The 13,736-nt window shown below is 59.8% G+C and carries 22 protein-coding genes and 1 pseudogene; 22 read left to right on the top strand and 1 reads right to left on the bottom strand.

Annotated features, from left to right (window positions below):
• The first annotated feature begins 17 nt into the window (after positions 1-17).
• Positions 18-2,747, top strand: coding sequence for a bifunctional acetaldehyde-CoA/alcohol dehydrogenase (gene adhE / locus BISA_RS04665; protein ID WP_033890522.1), 2,730 nt, complete (start codon positions 18-20; stop codon positions 2,745-2,747).
• Positions 2,748-2,833: 86 nt separating this feature from the next.
• Here adhE and BISA_RS04660 read toward each other — a convergent pair whose 3' ends face one another.
• Positions 2,834-3,841 carry a YwiC-like family protein gene (locus BISA_RS04660; RefSeq protein WP_237746092.1) on the bottom strand — a complete coding sequence of 336 codons (1,008 nt, stop codon included), beginning with the start codon at positions 3,839-3,841 and terminating at the stop codon, positions 2,834-2,836.
• Between the two features lie 329 nt (positions 3,842-4,170).
• Between BISA_RS04660 and rpsJ the strand changes: the two genes are divergently transcribed.
• The 21 genes and pseudogenes from rpsJ (at position 4,171) to rplO (ending at position 13,730) form a co-directional block, all read left to right on the top strand.
• Positions 4,171-4,479 carry a 30S ribosomal protein S10 gene (rpsJ, locus tag BISA_RS04655; protein WP_003808013.1) on the top strand — a complete coding sequence of 103 codons (309 nt, stop codon included), beginning with the start codon at positions 4,171-4,173 and terminating at the stop codon, positions 4,477-4,479.
• Positions 4,480-4,496: 17 nt separating this feature from the next.
• Positions 4,497-5,138, top strand: a complete 642-nt coding sequence (gene rplC, locus BISA_RS04650) for a 50S ribosomal protein L3 (RefSeq protein ID WP_033890520.1) — start codon at positions 4,497-4,499, stop codon at positions 5,136-5,138.
• Between the two features lie 6 nt (positions 5,139-5,144).
• On the top strand, positions 5,145-5,804 hold the full coding sequence (gene rplD, locus BISA_RS04645; RefSeq protein ID WP_033890519.1) for a 50S ribosomal protein L4: 660 nt from the start codon (positions 5,145-5,147) through the stop codon (positions 5,802-5,804).
• Positions 5,805-5,809: 5 nt separating this feature from the next.
• Positions 5,810-6,106: a 50S ribosomal protein L23 gene (gene rplW, locus BISA_RS04640; protein WP_033890518.1), complete on the top strand. Its 297-nt coding sequence runs from the start codon at positions 5,810-5,812 to the stop codon at positions 6,104-6,106.
• 36 nt (positions 6,107-6,142) lie between these two features.
• Positions 6,143-6,973 (top strand): 50S ribosomal protein L2, encoded by an 831-nt coding sequence (rplB, locus tag BISA_RS04635; RefSeq protein WP_033890516.1) that lies wholly within the window; start codon positions 6,143-6,145, stop codon positions 6,971-6,973.
• A gap of 15 nt (positions 6,974-6,988) precedes the next feature.
• Complete coding sequence (rpsS, locus tag BISA_RS04630) at positions 6,989-7,267, top strand: 30S ribosomal protein S19 (RefSeq protein WP_003814508.1); 279 nt, start codon at positions 6,989-6,991, stop codon at positions 7,265-7,267.
• 17 nt (positions 7,268-7,284) lie between these two features.
• A complete protein-coding gene (gene rplV / locus BISA_RS04625; protein WP_033890515.1) occupies positions 7,285-7,644 on the top strand; it encodes a 50S ribosomal protein L22 in 360 nt (119 codons plus the stop codon).
• A 2-nt stretch (positions 7,645-7,646) separates the two neighbouring features.
• On the top strand, positions 7,647-8,447 hold the full coding sequence (rpsC, locus tag BISA_RS04620; protein WP_033890513.1) for a 30S ribosomal protein S3: 801 nt from the start codon (positions 7,647-7,649) through the stop codon (positions 8,445-8,447).
• Positions 8,448-8,453: 6 nt separating this feature from the next.
• Positions 8,454-8,873, top strand: coding sequence for a 50S ribosomal protein L16 (gene rplP, locus BISA_RS04615; protein ID WP_033890511.1), 420 nt, complete (start codon positions 8,454-8,456; stop codon positions 8,871-8,873).
• A complete protein-coding gene (gene rpmC, locus BISA_RS04610) occupies positions 8,873-9,124 on the top strand; it encodes a 50S ribosomal protein L29 (protein ID WP_033890510.1) in 252 nt (83 codons plus the stop codon). Before rplP ends, rpmC begins: the two co-directional genes overlap by 1 nt.
• A gap of 2 nt (positions 9,125-9,126) precedes the next feature.
• Positions 9,127-9,387 carry a 30S ribosomal protein S17 gene (gene rpsQ / locus BISA_RS04605; protein WP_007055338.1) on the top strand — a complete coding sequence of 87 codons (261 nt, stop codon included), beginning with the start codon at positions 9,127-9,129 and terminating at the stop codon, positions 9,385-9,387.
• A 94-nt stretch (positions 9,388-9,481) separates the two neighbouring features.
• Positions 9,482-9,850 carry a 50S ribosomal protein L14 gene (gene rplN, locus BISA_RS04600; protein WP_003829893.1) on the top strand — a complete coding sequence of 123 codons (369 nt, stop codon included), beginning with the start codon at positions 9,482-9,484 and terminating at the stop codon, positions 9,848-9,850.
• Position 9,851: 1 nt separating this feature from the next.
• Positions 9,852-10,187 carry a 50S ribosomal protein L24 gene (rplX, locus tag BISA_RS04595; RefSeq protein WP_033890508.1) on the top strand — a complete coding sequence of 112 codons (336 nt, stop codon included), beginning with the start codon at positions 9,852-9,854 and terminating at the stop codon, positions 10,185-10,187.
• A complete protein-coding gene (gene rplE, locus BISA_RS04590; RefSeq protein WP_007053039.1) occupies positions 10,184-10,756 on the top strand; it encodes a 50S ribosomal protein L5 in 573 nt (190 codons plus the stop codon). The genes rplX and rplE overlap by 4 nt, the downstream gene beginning before the upstream one ends.
• A 1-nt stretch (position 10,757) precedes the next feature.
• Entirely contained in the window at positions 10,758-10,943 is a 186-nt protein-coding gene (locus BISA_RS04585) for a type Z 30S ribosomal protein S14 (RefSeq protein ID WP_003814530.1), read from the top strand.
• Positions 10,944-11,031: 88 nt separating this feature from the next.
• Positions 11,032-11,429: pseudogene (gene rpsH, locus BISA_RS04580) on the top strand (30S ribosomal protein S8).
• 17 nt (positions 11,430-11,446) lie between these two features.
• Complete coding sequence (gene rplF / locus BISA_RS04575; protein ID WP_033890506.1) at positions 11,447-11,986, top strand: 50S ribosomal protein L6; 540 nt, start codon at positions 11,447-11,449, stop codon at positions 11,984-11,986.
• A gap of 1 nt (position 11,987) precedes the next feature.
• Positions 11,988-12,359, top strand: a complete 372-nt coding sequence (gene rplR / locus BISA_RS04570; protein ID WP_033890505.1) for a 50S ribosomal protein L18 — start codon at positions 11,988-11,990, stop codon at positions 12,357-12,359.
• Complete coding sequence (rpsE, locus tag BISA_RS11920) at positions 12,356-13,084, top strand: 30S ribosomal protein S5 (RefSeq protein WP_034534734.1); 729 nt, start codon at positions 12,356-12,358, stop codon at positions 13,082-13,084. The genes rplR and rpsE overlap by 4 nt, the downstream gene beginning before the upstream one ends.
• Before the next feature lie 5 nt (positions 13,085-13,089).
• Positions 13,090-13,275 (top strand): 50S ribosomal protein L30, encoded by a 186-nt coding sequence (rpmD, locus tag BISA_RS04560; protein WP_033890761.1) that lies wholly within the window; start codon positions 13,090-13,092, stop codon positions 13,273-13,275.
• Between the two features lie 2 nt (positions 13,276-13,277).
• Positions 13,278-13,730, top strand: a complete 453-nt coding sequence (gene rplO / locus BISA_RS04555; RefSeq protein ID WP_034534735.1) for a 50S ribosomal protein L15 — start codon at positions 13,278-13,280, stop codon at positions 13,728-13,730.
• The last annotated feature ends 6 nt before the right edge of the window (positions 13,731-13,736 follow it).

The following is a 13,736-nucleotide window of genomic DNA, read 5'->3' as shown; positions in this document are numbered from 1 at the left end:
ATCGAGGAGGACTTACATTGGCAGAAGCAAAGAAGGTCGAAGCAGCTAAGCCGACCCCCGAAGAGAAGATGGCCGCGGCAGAAGCCGAGGTCAACGCACTGGTCGAGAAGGCGCAGAAGGCACTGGTCGCCTTTGAGGAGCTGGATCAGAAGCAGGTCGATCGCATCGTCGCCAAGGCGTCCATCGCCGCTCTGAACAAGCACCTAGTGCTGGCCAAGATGGCCGTGGACGAGACCGGCCGTGGTCTCGTGGAAGATAAGGCCACCAAGAACATCTTTGCCTGCGAGCACGTCACCAACTACCTCGCCGGCCAGAAGACCGTGGGCATCATCCGTGAAGATGACGTCATGGGCATTGACGAAGTGGCCGAACCGGTCGGCGTCGTCGCCGGCGTCACCCCGGTCACCAACCCGACCTCCACCGCAATCTTCAAGTCCCTGATTGCCTTGAAGACCCGCTGCCCGATTGTCTTCGGCTTCCACCCCGGCGCACAGAAGTGCTCCGTCGAGGCCGCCAAGATTGTGCGCGATGCCGCCATCGCAGCAGGTGCTCCTGAGAACTGTATCCAGTGGATCGAGCACCCGTCCATCGAGGCCACCGGCGCCTTGATGAAGCACCCGGGCGTGGCCACCATCCTCGCCACAGGCGGTCCCGGCATGGTGAAGGCCGCATACTCCTCCGGCAAGCCCGCCCTCGGCGTGGGCGCCGGCAACGCACCGGCCTATGTCGATTCCGATGTGGACATCGTGCGTGCCGCCAACGATCTCGTGCTCTCCAAGCACTTTGATTACGGTATGATCTGCGCCACCGAGCAGGCCATCATTGCTCACAAGGACGTCTACGCTCCACTGATCAAGGAACTGAAACTGCGCAAGGCTTACTTCGTGAACGCCGAAGAAAAGGCCAAGCTCGAGCAGTACATGTTTGGTTGCACCGCCGGTTCCGGCCAGATGCCGAAGCTCAACTCCGTAGTGCCGGGCAAGTCCCCGCAGTTCATCGCCAAGGCAGCTGGCTTCGAAATCCCGGCCGACGCCACCATTCTGGCCGCTGAGTGCAAGGAAGTCTCTGACGACGAGCCGCTGACCCACGAGAAGCTCGCTCCTGTTCAGGCCGTGCTGAAGGCCGACAACAAGGAACAGGCCTTCGAAATGTGCGAGAAGATGCTCAAGCTGGGTGCAGGCCACACCGCCGCCATCCACACCAACAACCAGGAGCTCGTGCGCGAATACGGCGTTCGCATGCACGCCTGCCGCATCATCTGGAACCAGCCTTCCTCCCTCGGCGGCATCGGCGATATCTACAACGCAATCGCCCCGTCCCTGACCCTGGGCTGCGGCTCCTACGGCGGCAACTCGGTGTCCGGCAACGTTCAGGCCGTGAACCTCGTTAACATCAAGCGTATTGCTCGGAGGAACAACAACATGCAGTGGTTCAAGATCCCGCCGAAGACCTACTTCGAGCCGAACGCCATCAAGTACCTGCGCGACATGTACGGCATCGAGAAGGCCGTCATCGTGTGCGATAAGGTCATGGAACAGCTCGGCATCGTCGACAAGATCATCGACCAGCTGCGCGCCCGCTCCAACCGTGTGACCTTCCGCATCATCGACTACGTCGAGCCGGAGCCCTCCGTCGAGACCGTCGAAAAGGGCGCTGAGATGATGCGCGAGGAGTTCGAGCCGGACACCATCATCGCAGTCGGCGGCGGCTCCCCGATGGATGCCTCCAAGATCATGTGGCTGCTCTACGAGCACCCGGAAATCGCCTTCTCCGATGTGCGTGAGAAGTTCTTCGATATCCGCAAGCGCGCCTTCAAGATTCCGCCGCTGGGCAAGAAGGCCAAGCTCGTGTGCATCCCGACCTCCTCCGGCACCGGTTCCGAAGTCACGCCGTTCGCTGTGATCACCGACCACAAGACCGGCTACAAGTACCCGATCACCGACTATGCCCTGACTCCGTCCGTGGCCATCGTCGATCCGGTGCTGGCCCGCACCCAGCCGCGCAAGCTGGCCTCCGACGCCGGCTTCGACGCCCTGACCCACAGCTTCGAGGCTTATGTGTCCGTGTATGCCAACGACTTCACCGACGGCATGGCACTGCACGCAGCCAAGCTCATCTGGGACAACCTGGCTGAGTCCGTCAACGGCGAGCCGGGTCTGGCCAAGACCAACGCACAGGAGAAGATGCACAACGCCGCCACCATGGCAGGCATGGCATTCGGTTCCGCGTTCCTTGGCATGTGCCACGGCATGGCCCACACCATCGGTGCTCTGTGCCACATCGCTCACGGCCGCACCAACTCCATCCTGCTGCCGTATGTGATTCGTTACAACGGCCAGATTCCGGAGGAGCCCACCTCTTGGCCGAAGTACAACAAGTACATTGCTCCGGAGCGTTATCAGGACATCGCCCGCAACCTCGGCATCGACACCGGCAAGACGCCGGCCGAAGCTGTGGAGAACCTGGCGAAGGCAGTCGAAGACTACCGTGACAACAAGCTCGGCATGAACAAGAGCTTCAAGGATTGCGGTGTGGATGAGGACTACTTCTGGAGCGTACTCGACCAGATTGGTATGCGCGCCTACGAGGATCAGTGCACCCCGGCCAACCCGCGTATCCCGCTGATCAACGACATGAAGGACATCGCCATCGCTGCTTACTACGGCGTCTCTCAGGCCGAAGGCCACCAGATTCGCGTAGAGCGTGAAGGCGAAGCCGCTACTGAGGAAGCCTCCGAGCGCGTCTGATCGTGCATAAGGCAATGTCGATTGCCTAGCAGTTAGAAGAAAGCCCGTCCATTCCGGACGGGCTTTCTCATATTATTGAGAAACGCTCATATAACAGTCAGCGCATTACCGAGGATGCAACCGAACGCGACCAAACTGGTGAAGCACTCCGTAATACCGACGATCACAGGTCGGACCTGTTGATGCCGAGCAATCAAAGGCAACGCAATGGCGCGTGCGAGCAGAATCAACCCTAATATCACTAGAAACAGGTTCTGGTTTGCGGCTGCAATCCACCAAGCCAGCAGAGCGACATGCCACACCCAGGAAGTAACAACATAGGAGCGTTTGCCGCGTTCTCGAATCATCGTCTTCACAAACAACACCGAGCCGAACTGGGTTGCGGCAAAGCAAAGCGACAGTACCAAGCCTGGAAGCGACACCTGTGGAATACTTGGCGAGTTCGCGGCATAGTGAAGTGTGATCGTCGCCATCAGGCTGGCTGCAATCACTGCTGCGGCATTGGCCCAGAGTGATCGTTCACGGCGGAACCATGCACCGGCAAACGAGACCGCCGCCAATACTGTATATAGAGGTGCCCATACCAAGATATCGATGTGCATGATCAGGAAAGGCAGTCCCACCACTATAAGCGTGATGCAATAGCCGATAACAGGAGGCAAATAGCGTGCGTTGCAGTGAGACTTCAGCCAGCGTGCAGCGGTGAATTCCACGCAATAGCACAATACCCAGCAGATCAGCACCAACCAGCCGGCTGCCGTCATGGAGGCATCCGGTTTGATCACTGACCATACTGAACCATATATTGCGCCGGCGAGTGCGGGAGCCAAAGCCATCACCCAGGCACCCGGCTGGTCAGGAATCCAGCCACGACGAGTGGTTTTCCGACTCCGTTGTTGTCGTGAGCCAGAAGCATGGATGTGAGCATTGGGCTGGATCTGGATATTGCCTGATGATGATGTATCGACCTGCCGGCCGGAATCGTGAGGCCTAGGGCATGGGGATGGCTGTTCGCTCATGAATATAAAGGTATCAAGTATTGCTGCAATACTGTAGACGAGAGCAGCAAATAGAACTGACTCGGTGCGAGCCAATGGCTAACAACAATGAAGAGGCCGGGCCCATAACCATATGAGCCAAATATGGATGGAAGACGGCGGCAACACGCCGAAATGCCAAAGCGGAGATTTAGTCCCGGCTCAATGGTTCAATAAACAAGTTGCCTGATTTGGGCTCGCAAATTGGAATTAAAAAAAGCGAGCGCGGGCTGGAGAAAACACCGCAGGGTGTAGACCAGAAGCCGCGCACTGATGTCGGATGACCGCCAGAGGACGTATGTCCAAGGGAGGCCATGCGCGCCGGTGCCCTGAAGAAGCAGGTTGGTAAACAGTACAACGAATATCGCTAGAAAGGGCGGACGGCAATGGCGGGACAGAAAATCCGCATCAGGCTTAAGTCCTATGACCATGAGGTCATCGACCAATCGGCGAAGAAAATCGTCGAAACGGTGACGAACGCGGGCGCAACTGTGGTTGGCCCCGTTCCGCTGCCGACTGAGAAGAACGTTTTTGTTGTTATTCGTTCTCCTCACAAGTACAAGGATTCTCGCGAGCACTTCGAGATGCGCACTCACAAGCGCCTCATTGACATCGTAGACCCGACCCCTAAGGCCGTGGATTCTCTGATGCACATCGATCTGCCTGCAGACGTCAACATCGAGATCAAGCTGTAAAGGGAGGAGGAAGCATTATGTCTAATCGCAAGGCTCTGCTGGGCAAGAAGCTCGGCATGTCCCAGGTGTGGGACGAGAACGGCTTCTTCGTGCCCGTTACTCTCGTCGACGTGTCCACCAACGTGGTGACCGCCGTTAAGACCGAGGAGACCGACGGCTACAAGGCTGTCCAGCTCGGTTACGGCGCCATCGACCCGACCAAGGTGACCAAGCCGCTCGCCGGCCACTTCGCCAAGGCTGGTGTCACCCCTCGTCGTCACCTCGTTGAGGTGCGTACCGACGATGTCGATCAGTTCGAGGCCGGCCAGGAGCTGACCGCCGAAGTGTTCGCTGAGGGTGCAGAAGTCGATGTTACCGGCACCACCAAGGGTAAGGGCTTCGCCGGCACCATCAAGCGTTGGGGCTTCAAGTCCTACCGTCGTTCTCACGGCTCTCACAAGAACGAGCGCCGTCCTGGCTCTGTGGGCGCATGCGCTACCCCGAGCCGCATTCTCAAGGGCAAGCGTATGGCTGGCCGCATGGGTCATGTGACCGCCACCACCCAGAACCTGACTGTTGTCTCCGCCGATGTGGAGAACGGCATTCTCGCCATCAAGGGCGCCATTCCGGGCCCAAAGGGCGGCATCGTTCTCGTCCGTTCGGCAGTGAAGGGAGCCTGATAAACCATGGCAAACGTTACTCTGAACGTCACTGACGCCAAGGGCCAGGCCGCTGGTACCGTTGAAGCTCCTGCTGAGATCTTCGGCGTTTCCGCTGAGGACGTGCAGGCTCACGTCCCGCTGATTCACCAGGTCGTTATCGCTCAGCTCGCTGCTGCTCGCCAGGGCACCCACGCCACCAAGACTCGTGGCATGGTTTCCGGCGGCGGCAAGAAGCCGTGGAAGCAGAAGGGCACCGGTCGTGCTCGCCAGGGCTCCATCCGCGCCCCGCAGTGGTACCACGGCGGCACCGTGTTCGGTCCGCAGCCGCGCGACTACTCTCAGCGCACCCCGAAGAAGATGAAGGCCGCAGCTCTGCGCTACGTGCTTTCCGACCGCGCCAACGCCGGCCGCGTTGCCGTTGTGGACTTCGGCATCACCGATACCCCGTCCACCAAGGCAGCTCTTGCCGCTCTGACCCCGGTCACTTCGGACAAGTTCGCCACGGTTGTGTTCACTCGCGACAACATCAACGAGTGGATGTCCGTGCGTAACATCCCGACCGTTCACCCGATTTTCGTCGATCAGCTCAACACGTACGATGTGGTTACCGCTCAGTACGTGGTCTTCACCAAGGAAGCTTTCGAAGCTTTCGTGGCTGCTAAGACCGAGCCGAAGGAGGCCTGATTTAGATGGTCGCTATTCACAAGCCCGCATACGACGTGATCCTGAAGCCCGTCGTCTCCGAGAAGAGCTACGCTGCTTCCGATCGTGGCCAGTACACCTTCGTGGTGGCCAAGGATGCGAACAAGGTTCAGATCAAGCAGGCAATTGAAGAGATCTTCAAGGTCAAGGTGACGAACGTCAACACCCTCAACCGCGCCGGCAAGAAGCAGCGCACCCGCACTGGTTTCGGCCAGCGTGCTTCCCAGAAGCGCGCCATCGTGACCGTTGCCGAGGGCCAGACGATCGACATCTTTGGCAACTGAAGGCTAGCCGAGAAAAGTTAAAGGAAGAACTACATTATGGCTATCCGCGTTTACAAGCCGACGACTGCAGGCCGCCGCAACGCGTCCGTTTCGGATTTCTCCGATTTGACGCGTTCCACGCCTGAGAAGTCGCTGGTTCGCAAGAAGTCCAAGACCGGCGGTCGTAACTCTTACGGCCGTATCACCTCCCGCCATCGCGGCGGTGGTCACAAGCGCCAGTACCGTCTCATCGACTTCAAGCGTTGGGACAAGGACGGCGTGCCCGCAAAGGTTGCTGAGATCGAATACGATCCGAACCGTTCCGCTCGTATCGCCCTCCTGCACTTCGCAGATGGCGAGAAGCGCTACATCATCGCACCGAAGGGCATCAAGCAGGGCGACGTCATCGAGACCGGTGCCCAGGCTGATATCAAGCCGGGCAACAACCTGCCGCTGGCCAACATCCCGACCGGTACCGTGGTCCACAACATTGAGCTGAAGCCACTGGGTGGCGCTAAGATCGCCCGCTCCGCTGGCGCTTCCGTGCAGCTCGTCGCTAAGGATGGCGCTTACGCTCAGCTGCGTATGCCGTCCGGCGAAATCCGCAACGTCGATGCTCGCTGCCGTGCAACCGTCGGCGAAGTCGGCAATGAGGATCACGCCAACATCCAGCTCGGCAAGGCTGGCCGCGCTCGTTGGATCGGCCACCGTCCGATTACCCGTGGTGAGTCCATGAACCCGGTTGACCACCCGCACGGCGGTCGTACCCGCGGTGGCAAGCCGCCGGTTTCCCCGTGGGGCAAGGGCGAGGTTCGTACTCGTCGTCCGAAGAAGGCTTCGAACAAGATGATTGTTCGTCGTCGTCCGTCTGGCAAGAACCGCAAGTAAGGGAGTATCGAGAAGATGACTCGTAGCATCAAGAAGGGCCCCTTCGTCGACGCCCACTTGCAGAAGAAAGTCGACGAGCAGAACGAGAAGGGCACCAAGAACGTCATTAAGACTTGGTCCCGTCGTTCGATGATTACCCCTGATTTCATCGGACACACCTTCGCCGTTCATGATGGTCGCAAGCATGTGCCGGTGTTCGTCACCGAAGCCATGGTTGGTCACAAGCTGGGTGAGTTCGCCCCCACGAAGACCTTCAAGGGTCACGTGAAGGACGACAAGAAGGCCCGCCGCTAAAGGATAAGGAATAGAACATGGAAGCTAAAGCAATCGCTCGTCACGTCCGCGTGACGCCGCGCAAGGCTCGCCGCATGGTCGACCTCATCCGCGGCAAGAAGGCGACCGAAGCCGTCACCATTTTGAAGTTCGCCCCCCAGTCTGCAGCCCTGCCGGTTCGCAAGACCCTGGAGAGCGCCATCTCCAACGCTCGTGTGAAGGCCGACAAGGCCGGTGAGCCGTTCCGCGAGAACGACCTGTACATCAAGGAGACCTACGTTGATGAAGGCGTGACCCTCAAGCGCTTCCGCGCTCGTGCTCAGGGCCGTGCAGCTCGCATCAACAAGCGCACCTCCCACATCACGGTCGTCGTGGCTAACAAGGAAGGAGCCCGCTAAAGATGGGTCAGAAGATCAATCCGTTTGGCTACCGTCTGGGCATCACTGAGAACCACCGCTCCAAGTGGTTCTCCGACTCCAACAAGGCCGGCGAACGCTACCGCGACTTCGTCCTGGAAGATGATCAGATCCGCAAGGAGATGAACAAGGACCTCGAGCGCGCTGGCGTGAGCAAGATCGTAATCGAGCGTACTCGTGACCGCGTTCGCGTGGACATTCACACCGCCCGTCCGGGCATTGTGATTGGCCGCCGTGGCGCCGAAGCTGAGAAGGTTCGCGCCAAGCTCGAGAAGATGACCGGCAAGCAGGTTCAGCTCAACATCTTCGAAGTCAAGAACGCCGCGCTGGATGCCCAGCTCGTCGCTCAGGGCATCGCAGAGCAGCTGACCAACCGCGTCACCTTCCGCCGTGCAATGCGCAAGGCTCAGCAGGACGCCATGCACGCTGGTGCCAAGGGTATCCGCATCAAGCTCTCCGGCCGCCTCGGCGGTGCGGAAATGAGCCGTTCCGAGTTCTACCGCGAGGGCCGCGTTCCGCTGCAGACCCTCCGCGCCCTCATCGATTACGGCTTCTTTGAGGCTCGTACCACCTACGGCCGCATCGGCGTCAAGGTGTGGATCTACAAGGGCGACATGACCGAATCCGAGTTCGAAGAGCAGCAGGCTCAGCAGAACAACCGCCCGGGCCGTCGCGGCGATCGCCGTCCGCGCCGTGGCAACCGTTCTGCCGCCCAGCAGCAGTCCGCAGCCAAGGCTGAGGCTCCTGCAGCCGAGGCCGCTCCTGCAGCAGAAACGAAGGAGTGAGCAAGAATGCTTATCCCCAAGAGGACTAAGTACCGCAAGCAGCACCGCCCCGTGCGTTCTGGCATGTCCAAGGGCGGCAACGAGATCAACTTCGGTGATTTCGGTATCCAGGCTCTTGCCCCGGCTTACGTGACCAACCGCCAGATCGAAGCTGCACGTATCGCCATGACCCGCTATATCAAGCGTGGTGGCCGCGTGTGGATCACGATCTTCCCGGACCGTCCGCTGACCAAGCACGCTCTCGGCGCCCGAATGGGTTCCGGTAAGGGTGCCCCGGAGTTCTGGATTGCGAACATTCGCCCTGGTCGCGTGATGTTCGAAATCGGTGGCGTGTCTGATGACATTGCCAAGGAAGCTCTGCGTCGCGCCATCGACAAGCTCCCGATGAAGTGCCGCATTATCGCACGTGAAGGTGGTGACATCTGATGGCTAACGGTACCGCTGAATACTCCATCAAGAATCTGAACGAGAAGACCAACGCGGAGATCGAAGACTTCCTCAAGAAGTCCAAGGAAGAGCTGTTCAACCTGCGCTTCCAGCACGCGACCGGTCAGCTCGACAACACCGCCCGTCTCAAGGCTGTCAAGCGTGACATTGCTCGCATGTACACTGTGCTTCGTGAGCGTGAGCTTGGCATCAGCCAGGAGCCGGCCGCTACCGAATCCAAGGAGAAGTGATTATGGCTGAAGAGCGTAACTTCCGTAAGGTTCGCCGCGGCTACGTCGTGTCCGATAAGATGGACAAGACGATTACCGTCGAGCTCGAGCAGCGTTCGACCCACCCGCTGTACGGCAAGGTCGTTCGTTCCACCAGCAAGGTCAAGGCCCATGATGAACACAACGACGCCCACATTGGCGACCTCGTGAGTATTATGGAGACTCGGCCTCTGAGCAAGACCAAGCGCTGGCGTCTCGAAAGCATTATCGAGCGCGCTAAGTAAGTAAAGTTCGGCAAGGCTCGCCATTTACCGGGGCACTACGGGAAACCAAAGTGCCCCGGTAAATGGGGAGAACCAGCTCGGCTAAGGAGAATCAATGATTCAGCAGGAAACGCGGCTTCATGTCGCCGACAACACGGGTGCGAAGGAACTCCTCGCCATCCGAGTGCTCGGCGGATCGAAGCGACGCTATGCCGGCATCGGCGACGTGATCGTCGCCTCCGTCAAGGACGCCATTCCTGGCGGGTCGGTCAAGAAGGGCGATGTGGTGAAGGCTGTCGTCGTCCGTACTGTCAAGGAATCCCGTCGTGCGGACGGTTCCTACATCAAGTTCGACGAGAACGCTGCCGTTATTCTCGGCTCCGGCCGTGAACCGAAGGGCACTCGTATCTTCGGACCGGTTGGTCGTGAACTGCGTGAGCACAAGTTCATGAAGATCGTGTCCCTCGCCCCGGAGGTGATCTGACATGGTAGCCAAGATTAAGAGCGGCGATCTGGTCAAGGTCATCCGCGGCAAGGACCGTGGTAAGGAAGGCACCGTCAAGCAGGTGCTCTCCAACGACCGACTGATCGTTGAAGGCGTTCAGATCGTCAAGAAGCATGTGCGTGCTACCCAGCAGGGTCAGCAGGCTGGCATCGTGGCCACCGAGGCTCCGATCCATCGCTCCAACGTGATGGTCATCGACCCGGAGACCAAGCAGCCTACCCGCGTGGGTGTCACCATCAAGGAAGAAGCGCGTGACGGCAAGGTCAAGACCGTGCGTGTGCGCGTTGCCAAGAAGTCCGGAAAGGAGCTGGCATGACCGATACCACTGTCGAAGCGCCGGCCACCCCGCGCTTGAAGGTCAAGTACAACGAGCAGATCATTCCTGAGCTCGAGAAGGAGTTCAAGTACTCCAACCCGATGCAGGTCGCTCGTGTCCAGAAGGTCGTCGTCTCTATGGGTGTTGGTGCCGCAGCTCGCGACTCCAAGCTCATCGAAGGCGCTGTCAAGGACCTCACCCTGATCACCGGTCAGAAGCCGAAGATCACCAAGGCTAAGAAGTCTGTCGCTCAGTTCCACCTGCGTGAAGGCCAGGCCATTGGCGCATACGTCACCCTGCGTGGCGATCGTATGTGGGAGTTCCTGGATCGTCTGCTGACTCTGGCGCTGCCTCGTATCCGCGACTTCCGCGGCATCAACGGCCACCAGTTCGATGGCCAGGGCAACTACAACTTTGGTCTCACCGAGCAGTCCATGTTCCACGAGATCGATCCCGATTCGATCGATCACGTGCGCGGTATGGACATCACTGTTGTGACCTCCACCAAGGACGACAAGGAAGCCTACGCACTGCTTAAGCACCTCGGCTTCCCCTTCAAGGAGAACTGATATGGCAAAAACCGCTCTTAAGAACAAGGCGGCCGGCAAGCCGAAGTTCAAGGTCCGCGCTTACACGCGCTGCCAGGTCTGCGGTCGTCCCCACTCCGTCTACCGCAAGTTCGGCCTGTGCCGCATCTGCCTTCGTGAGAAGGCTCACCGCGGCGAGCTGCCCGGAGTTACGAAGTCCAGTTGGTAAACATCGACGCTGAAGGTCCGCGGCCCGTTCCGCCCGTGAGGGCGGAACAGCGGCGGAAACCACGGCGAGAAAGGGCATGAAGCCCAAAATGACAATGACAGATCCGATCGCAGACATGCTGACGCGTCTGCGTAACGCGAGCGCGGCCAAGCACGAAACCGTGGATATGCCGTACTCGAAGTTCAAGCGAACATCGCCGAGATCCTGAAGCGTGAAGGCTACATCAAGGACTTCACCGCCAAGGAAGCCAAGGTCGGCCAGACTCTTGAGGTCACCCTCAAGTACGGTCCGAACGGTGAGCGTTCCATTCAGGGCATCAAGCGCATCTCCAAGCCGGGTCTTCGCCGTTACGCGAAGTCCGACTCTCTGCCGATGCCGCTCGGTGGCCTGGGCATCGCCATCATCTCGACTTCCTCGGGACTGCTGACTCAGAAGGAATGCCTCGACCGAGGCATTGGCGGCGAGATTGTCGCCTTCGTGTGGTGAGAAAGGAGAGCTGAAACATGGCATCGCATATTGGTAAGCTCCCCATCGCCATTCCTGCTGGCGTTGAAGTCAAGATTGAAGGTCAGAACTTCTCGGCCAAGGGCGCCAAGGGCTCTGATTCCTACGTGATTCCGGAAGGCGTCTCCGCTGCTGTTGAAGGCAACGAGATCATCGTTACCCCGGCTGATGACCTGCGTCCGACCCGTGCAAAGCACGGTCTGGCTCGTTCCATCATGGCCAGCATGGTCAAGGGCGTGCACGATGGCTACTCCAAGACCCTCGAGATCGTCGGCACCGGTTACCGTGCCGTCGCCAAGGGCCAGGGCATCGAGTTCTTCCTCGGCTACTCCCACACCATCACCGTCAACCCGCCTGAAGGCATCACGCTGAAGGTCACCGACCCCACTCACGTGGTCGTCGAGGGCACCGACAAGCAGGCCGTGGGCCAGGTTGCCGCCAACATCCGCAAGCTGCGCGCTCCGGAACCCTACAAGGGCAAGGGCGTCAAGTACGCCGATGAGCGCATCCTGCGCAAGGCTGGAAAGGCTGGTAAGTGATATGAGCGTTGCAATTCTCGGAAAGGGCAAGAAGGTCGCCCTCAAGCGCCGTCACGCACGTATCCGCAAGCGCATCTCCGGTACCGCCGAGCGTCCGCGCCTGGTGGTCACCCGCTCCAACCGCCACATGGTTGCCCAGGTGGTCGACGATACCAAGGGCATTACCTTGGTGTCCGCTTCCACCCTGCAGGCCGACTTCGCCGGCTTCCAGGGCACCAAGGTTGAGGCTGCCAAGAAGGTCGGCGAGCTGATCGCTGACAAGGCCAAGGCTGCCGGCATCACCGAGGTCGTCTTCGACCGCGGTGGCAACAAGTACACCGGTCGCGTCGCAGCTGTGGCTGAAGGCGCCCGCGAGGGAGGTCTTGCACTGTGAGCGACAACGAAGCAAAGGAAACCCAAGTGGCTGAAGAAACTCAGAACACTGTGGCGACCGAATCCAACAACGAGGACCGCAAGGGTCGTCGTGGCCAGCGCGGTGAAGGCCGTCGTGGCGAGCGTCGTAACCGTCGTGAAGAAAACCGCGGCGACGAACTGCTCGATCGCGTGGTGACCATCAACCGTGTGTCCAAGACCCACAAGGGTGGTCGTACCTTCAGCTTTGCCGCCCTCGTGGTGGTTGGCGATGGTAACGGCACCGTGGGTGTCGGCTACGGCAAGTCCCGTGAAGTCCCGGCCGCCATCGCTAAGGGCCAGCTGGACGCCAAGAAGCACATGTTCTCTGTGCCTCGCGTTCGCGGCACCATCACCCACCCGGTTCAGGGCCACGATGCTGCAGGCACCGTTCTGCTGCGTCCGGCTGCCCCGGGTACCGGCGTAATCGCCGGTGGCTCCGTGCGCGCCGTCATGGAATGCGCCGGCATCACCGACGTGCTGTCCAAGTCTATGGGCTCCGCCACCGCTGTGAACGTTGTTCGCGCTACTGTGGACGCCCTCAAGCAGCTTGAGGAGCCGGAGGAGATCGCCGCTCGCCGTGGCCTCTCCCTCAACGAAGTCGCTCCTGACGCCTTGCTGCGTGCCCGCGCCGAAGGCATTGCCGAGGCTCGCAAGGCCCGTGAAGAGGCTGCTGCCAAGGCTGCCGAAGAGAAGGACGGTGAGTGATTATCATGGCTAAGAACCTGAAGATTACCCTGCACCACGGCCTCGTGAACCGTACCCCGGCTCAGCGTGCTACCGCCAAGACCCTCGGTCTGAACAAGATCGGCAAGACCGTTGTCCGTCCGGACACCCCGGCTAACCGTGGTCTGGTGAACGCCGTGCGTCACCTGGTCACCGTTGAGGAGGTTGACTGATTATGGCAGATAACGAAATCCTGCAGATGCACGACCTGAAGCCTGCTCCTGGCGCCAACAAGGACCGCACCCGCGTGGGCCGCGGTGAAGGCTCCAAGGGCAAGACCGCTGGTCGCGGCGCCAAGGGCCAGACCAAGCGCAACCATGTGCGTCCTGGCTTCGAAGGTGGCCAGCTGCCGCTGTACATGCGCCTGCCGAAGCTCCGTGGCTTCAAGAACCCGTTCAAGGTTGAGGCTCAGGTCATCAACATCGCCAAGCTCGTGGAGATCTTCCCCGAGGGCGGCGACGTGACCGCAGCTGACCTGGCGGCTAAGGGTGCCGTTCGCGGCAACGCCCCGGTCAAGATTCTGGGCGAAGGCGAGACCACCGTTGCTTTCAACCTCAAGGGTGTGAAGGCTTCGGCTTCCGCAAAGTCCAAGATTGAAGCTGCTGGCGGCTCCATCTCCGAGGACTGAGAGTCC

Origin of the sequence: Bifidobacterium saguini DSM 23967 (assembly GCF_000741715.1) — a bacterium.
Classification (GTDB): domain Bacteria; phylum Actinomycetota; class Actinomycetes; order Actinomycetales; family Bifidobacteriaceae; genus Bifidobacterium; species Bifidobacterium saguini.
This window is presented reverse-complemented; position numbering and strand designations above follow the sequence as displayed.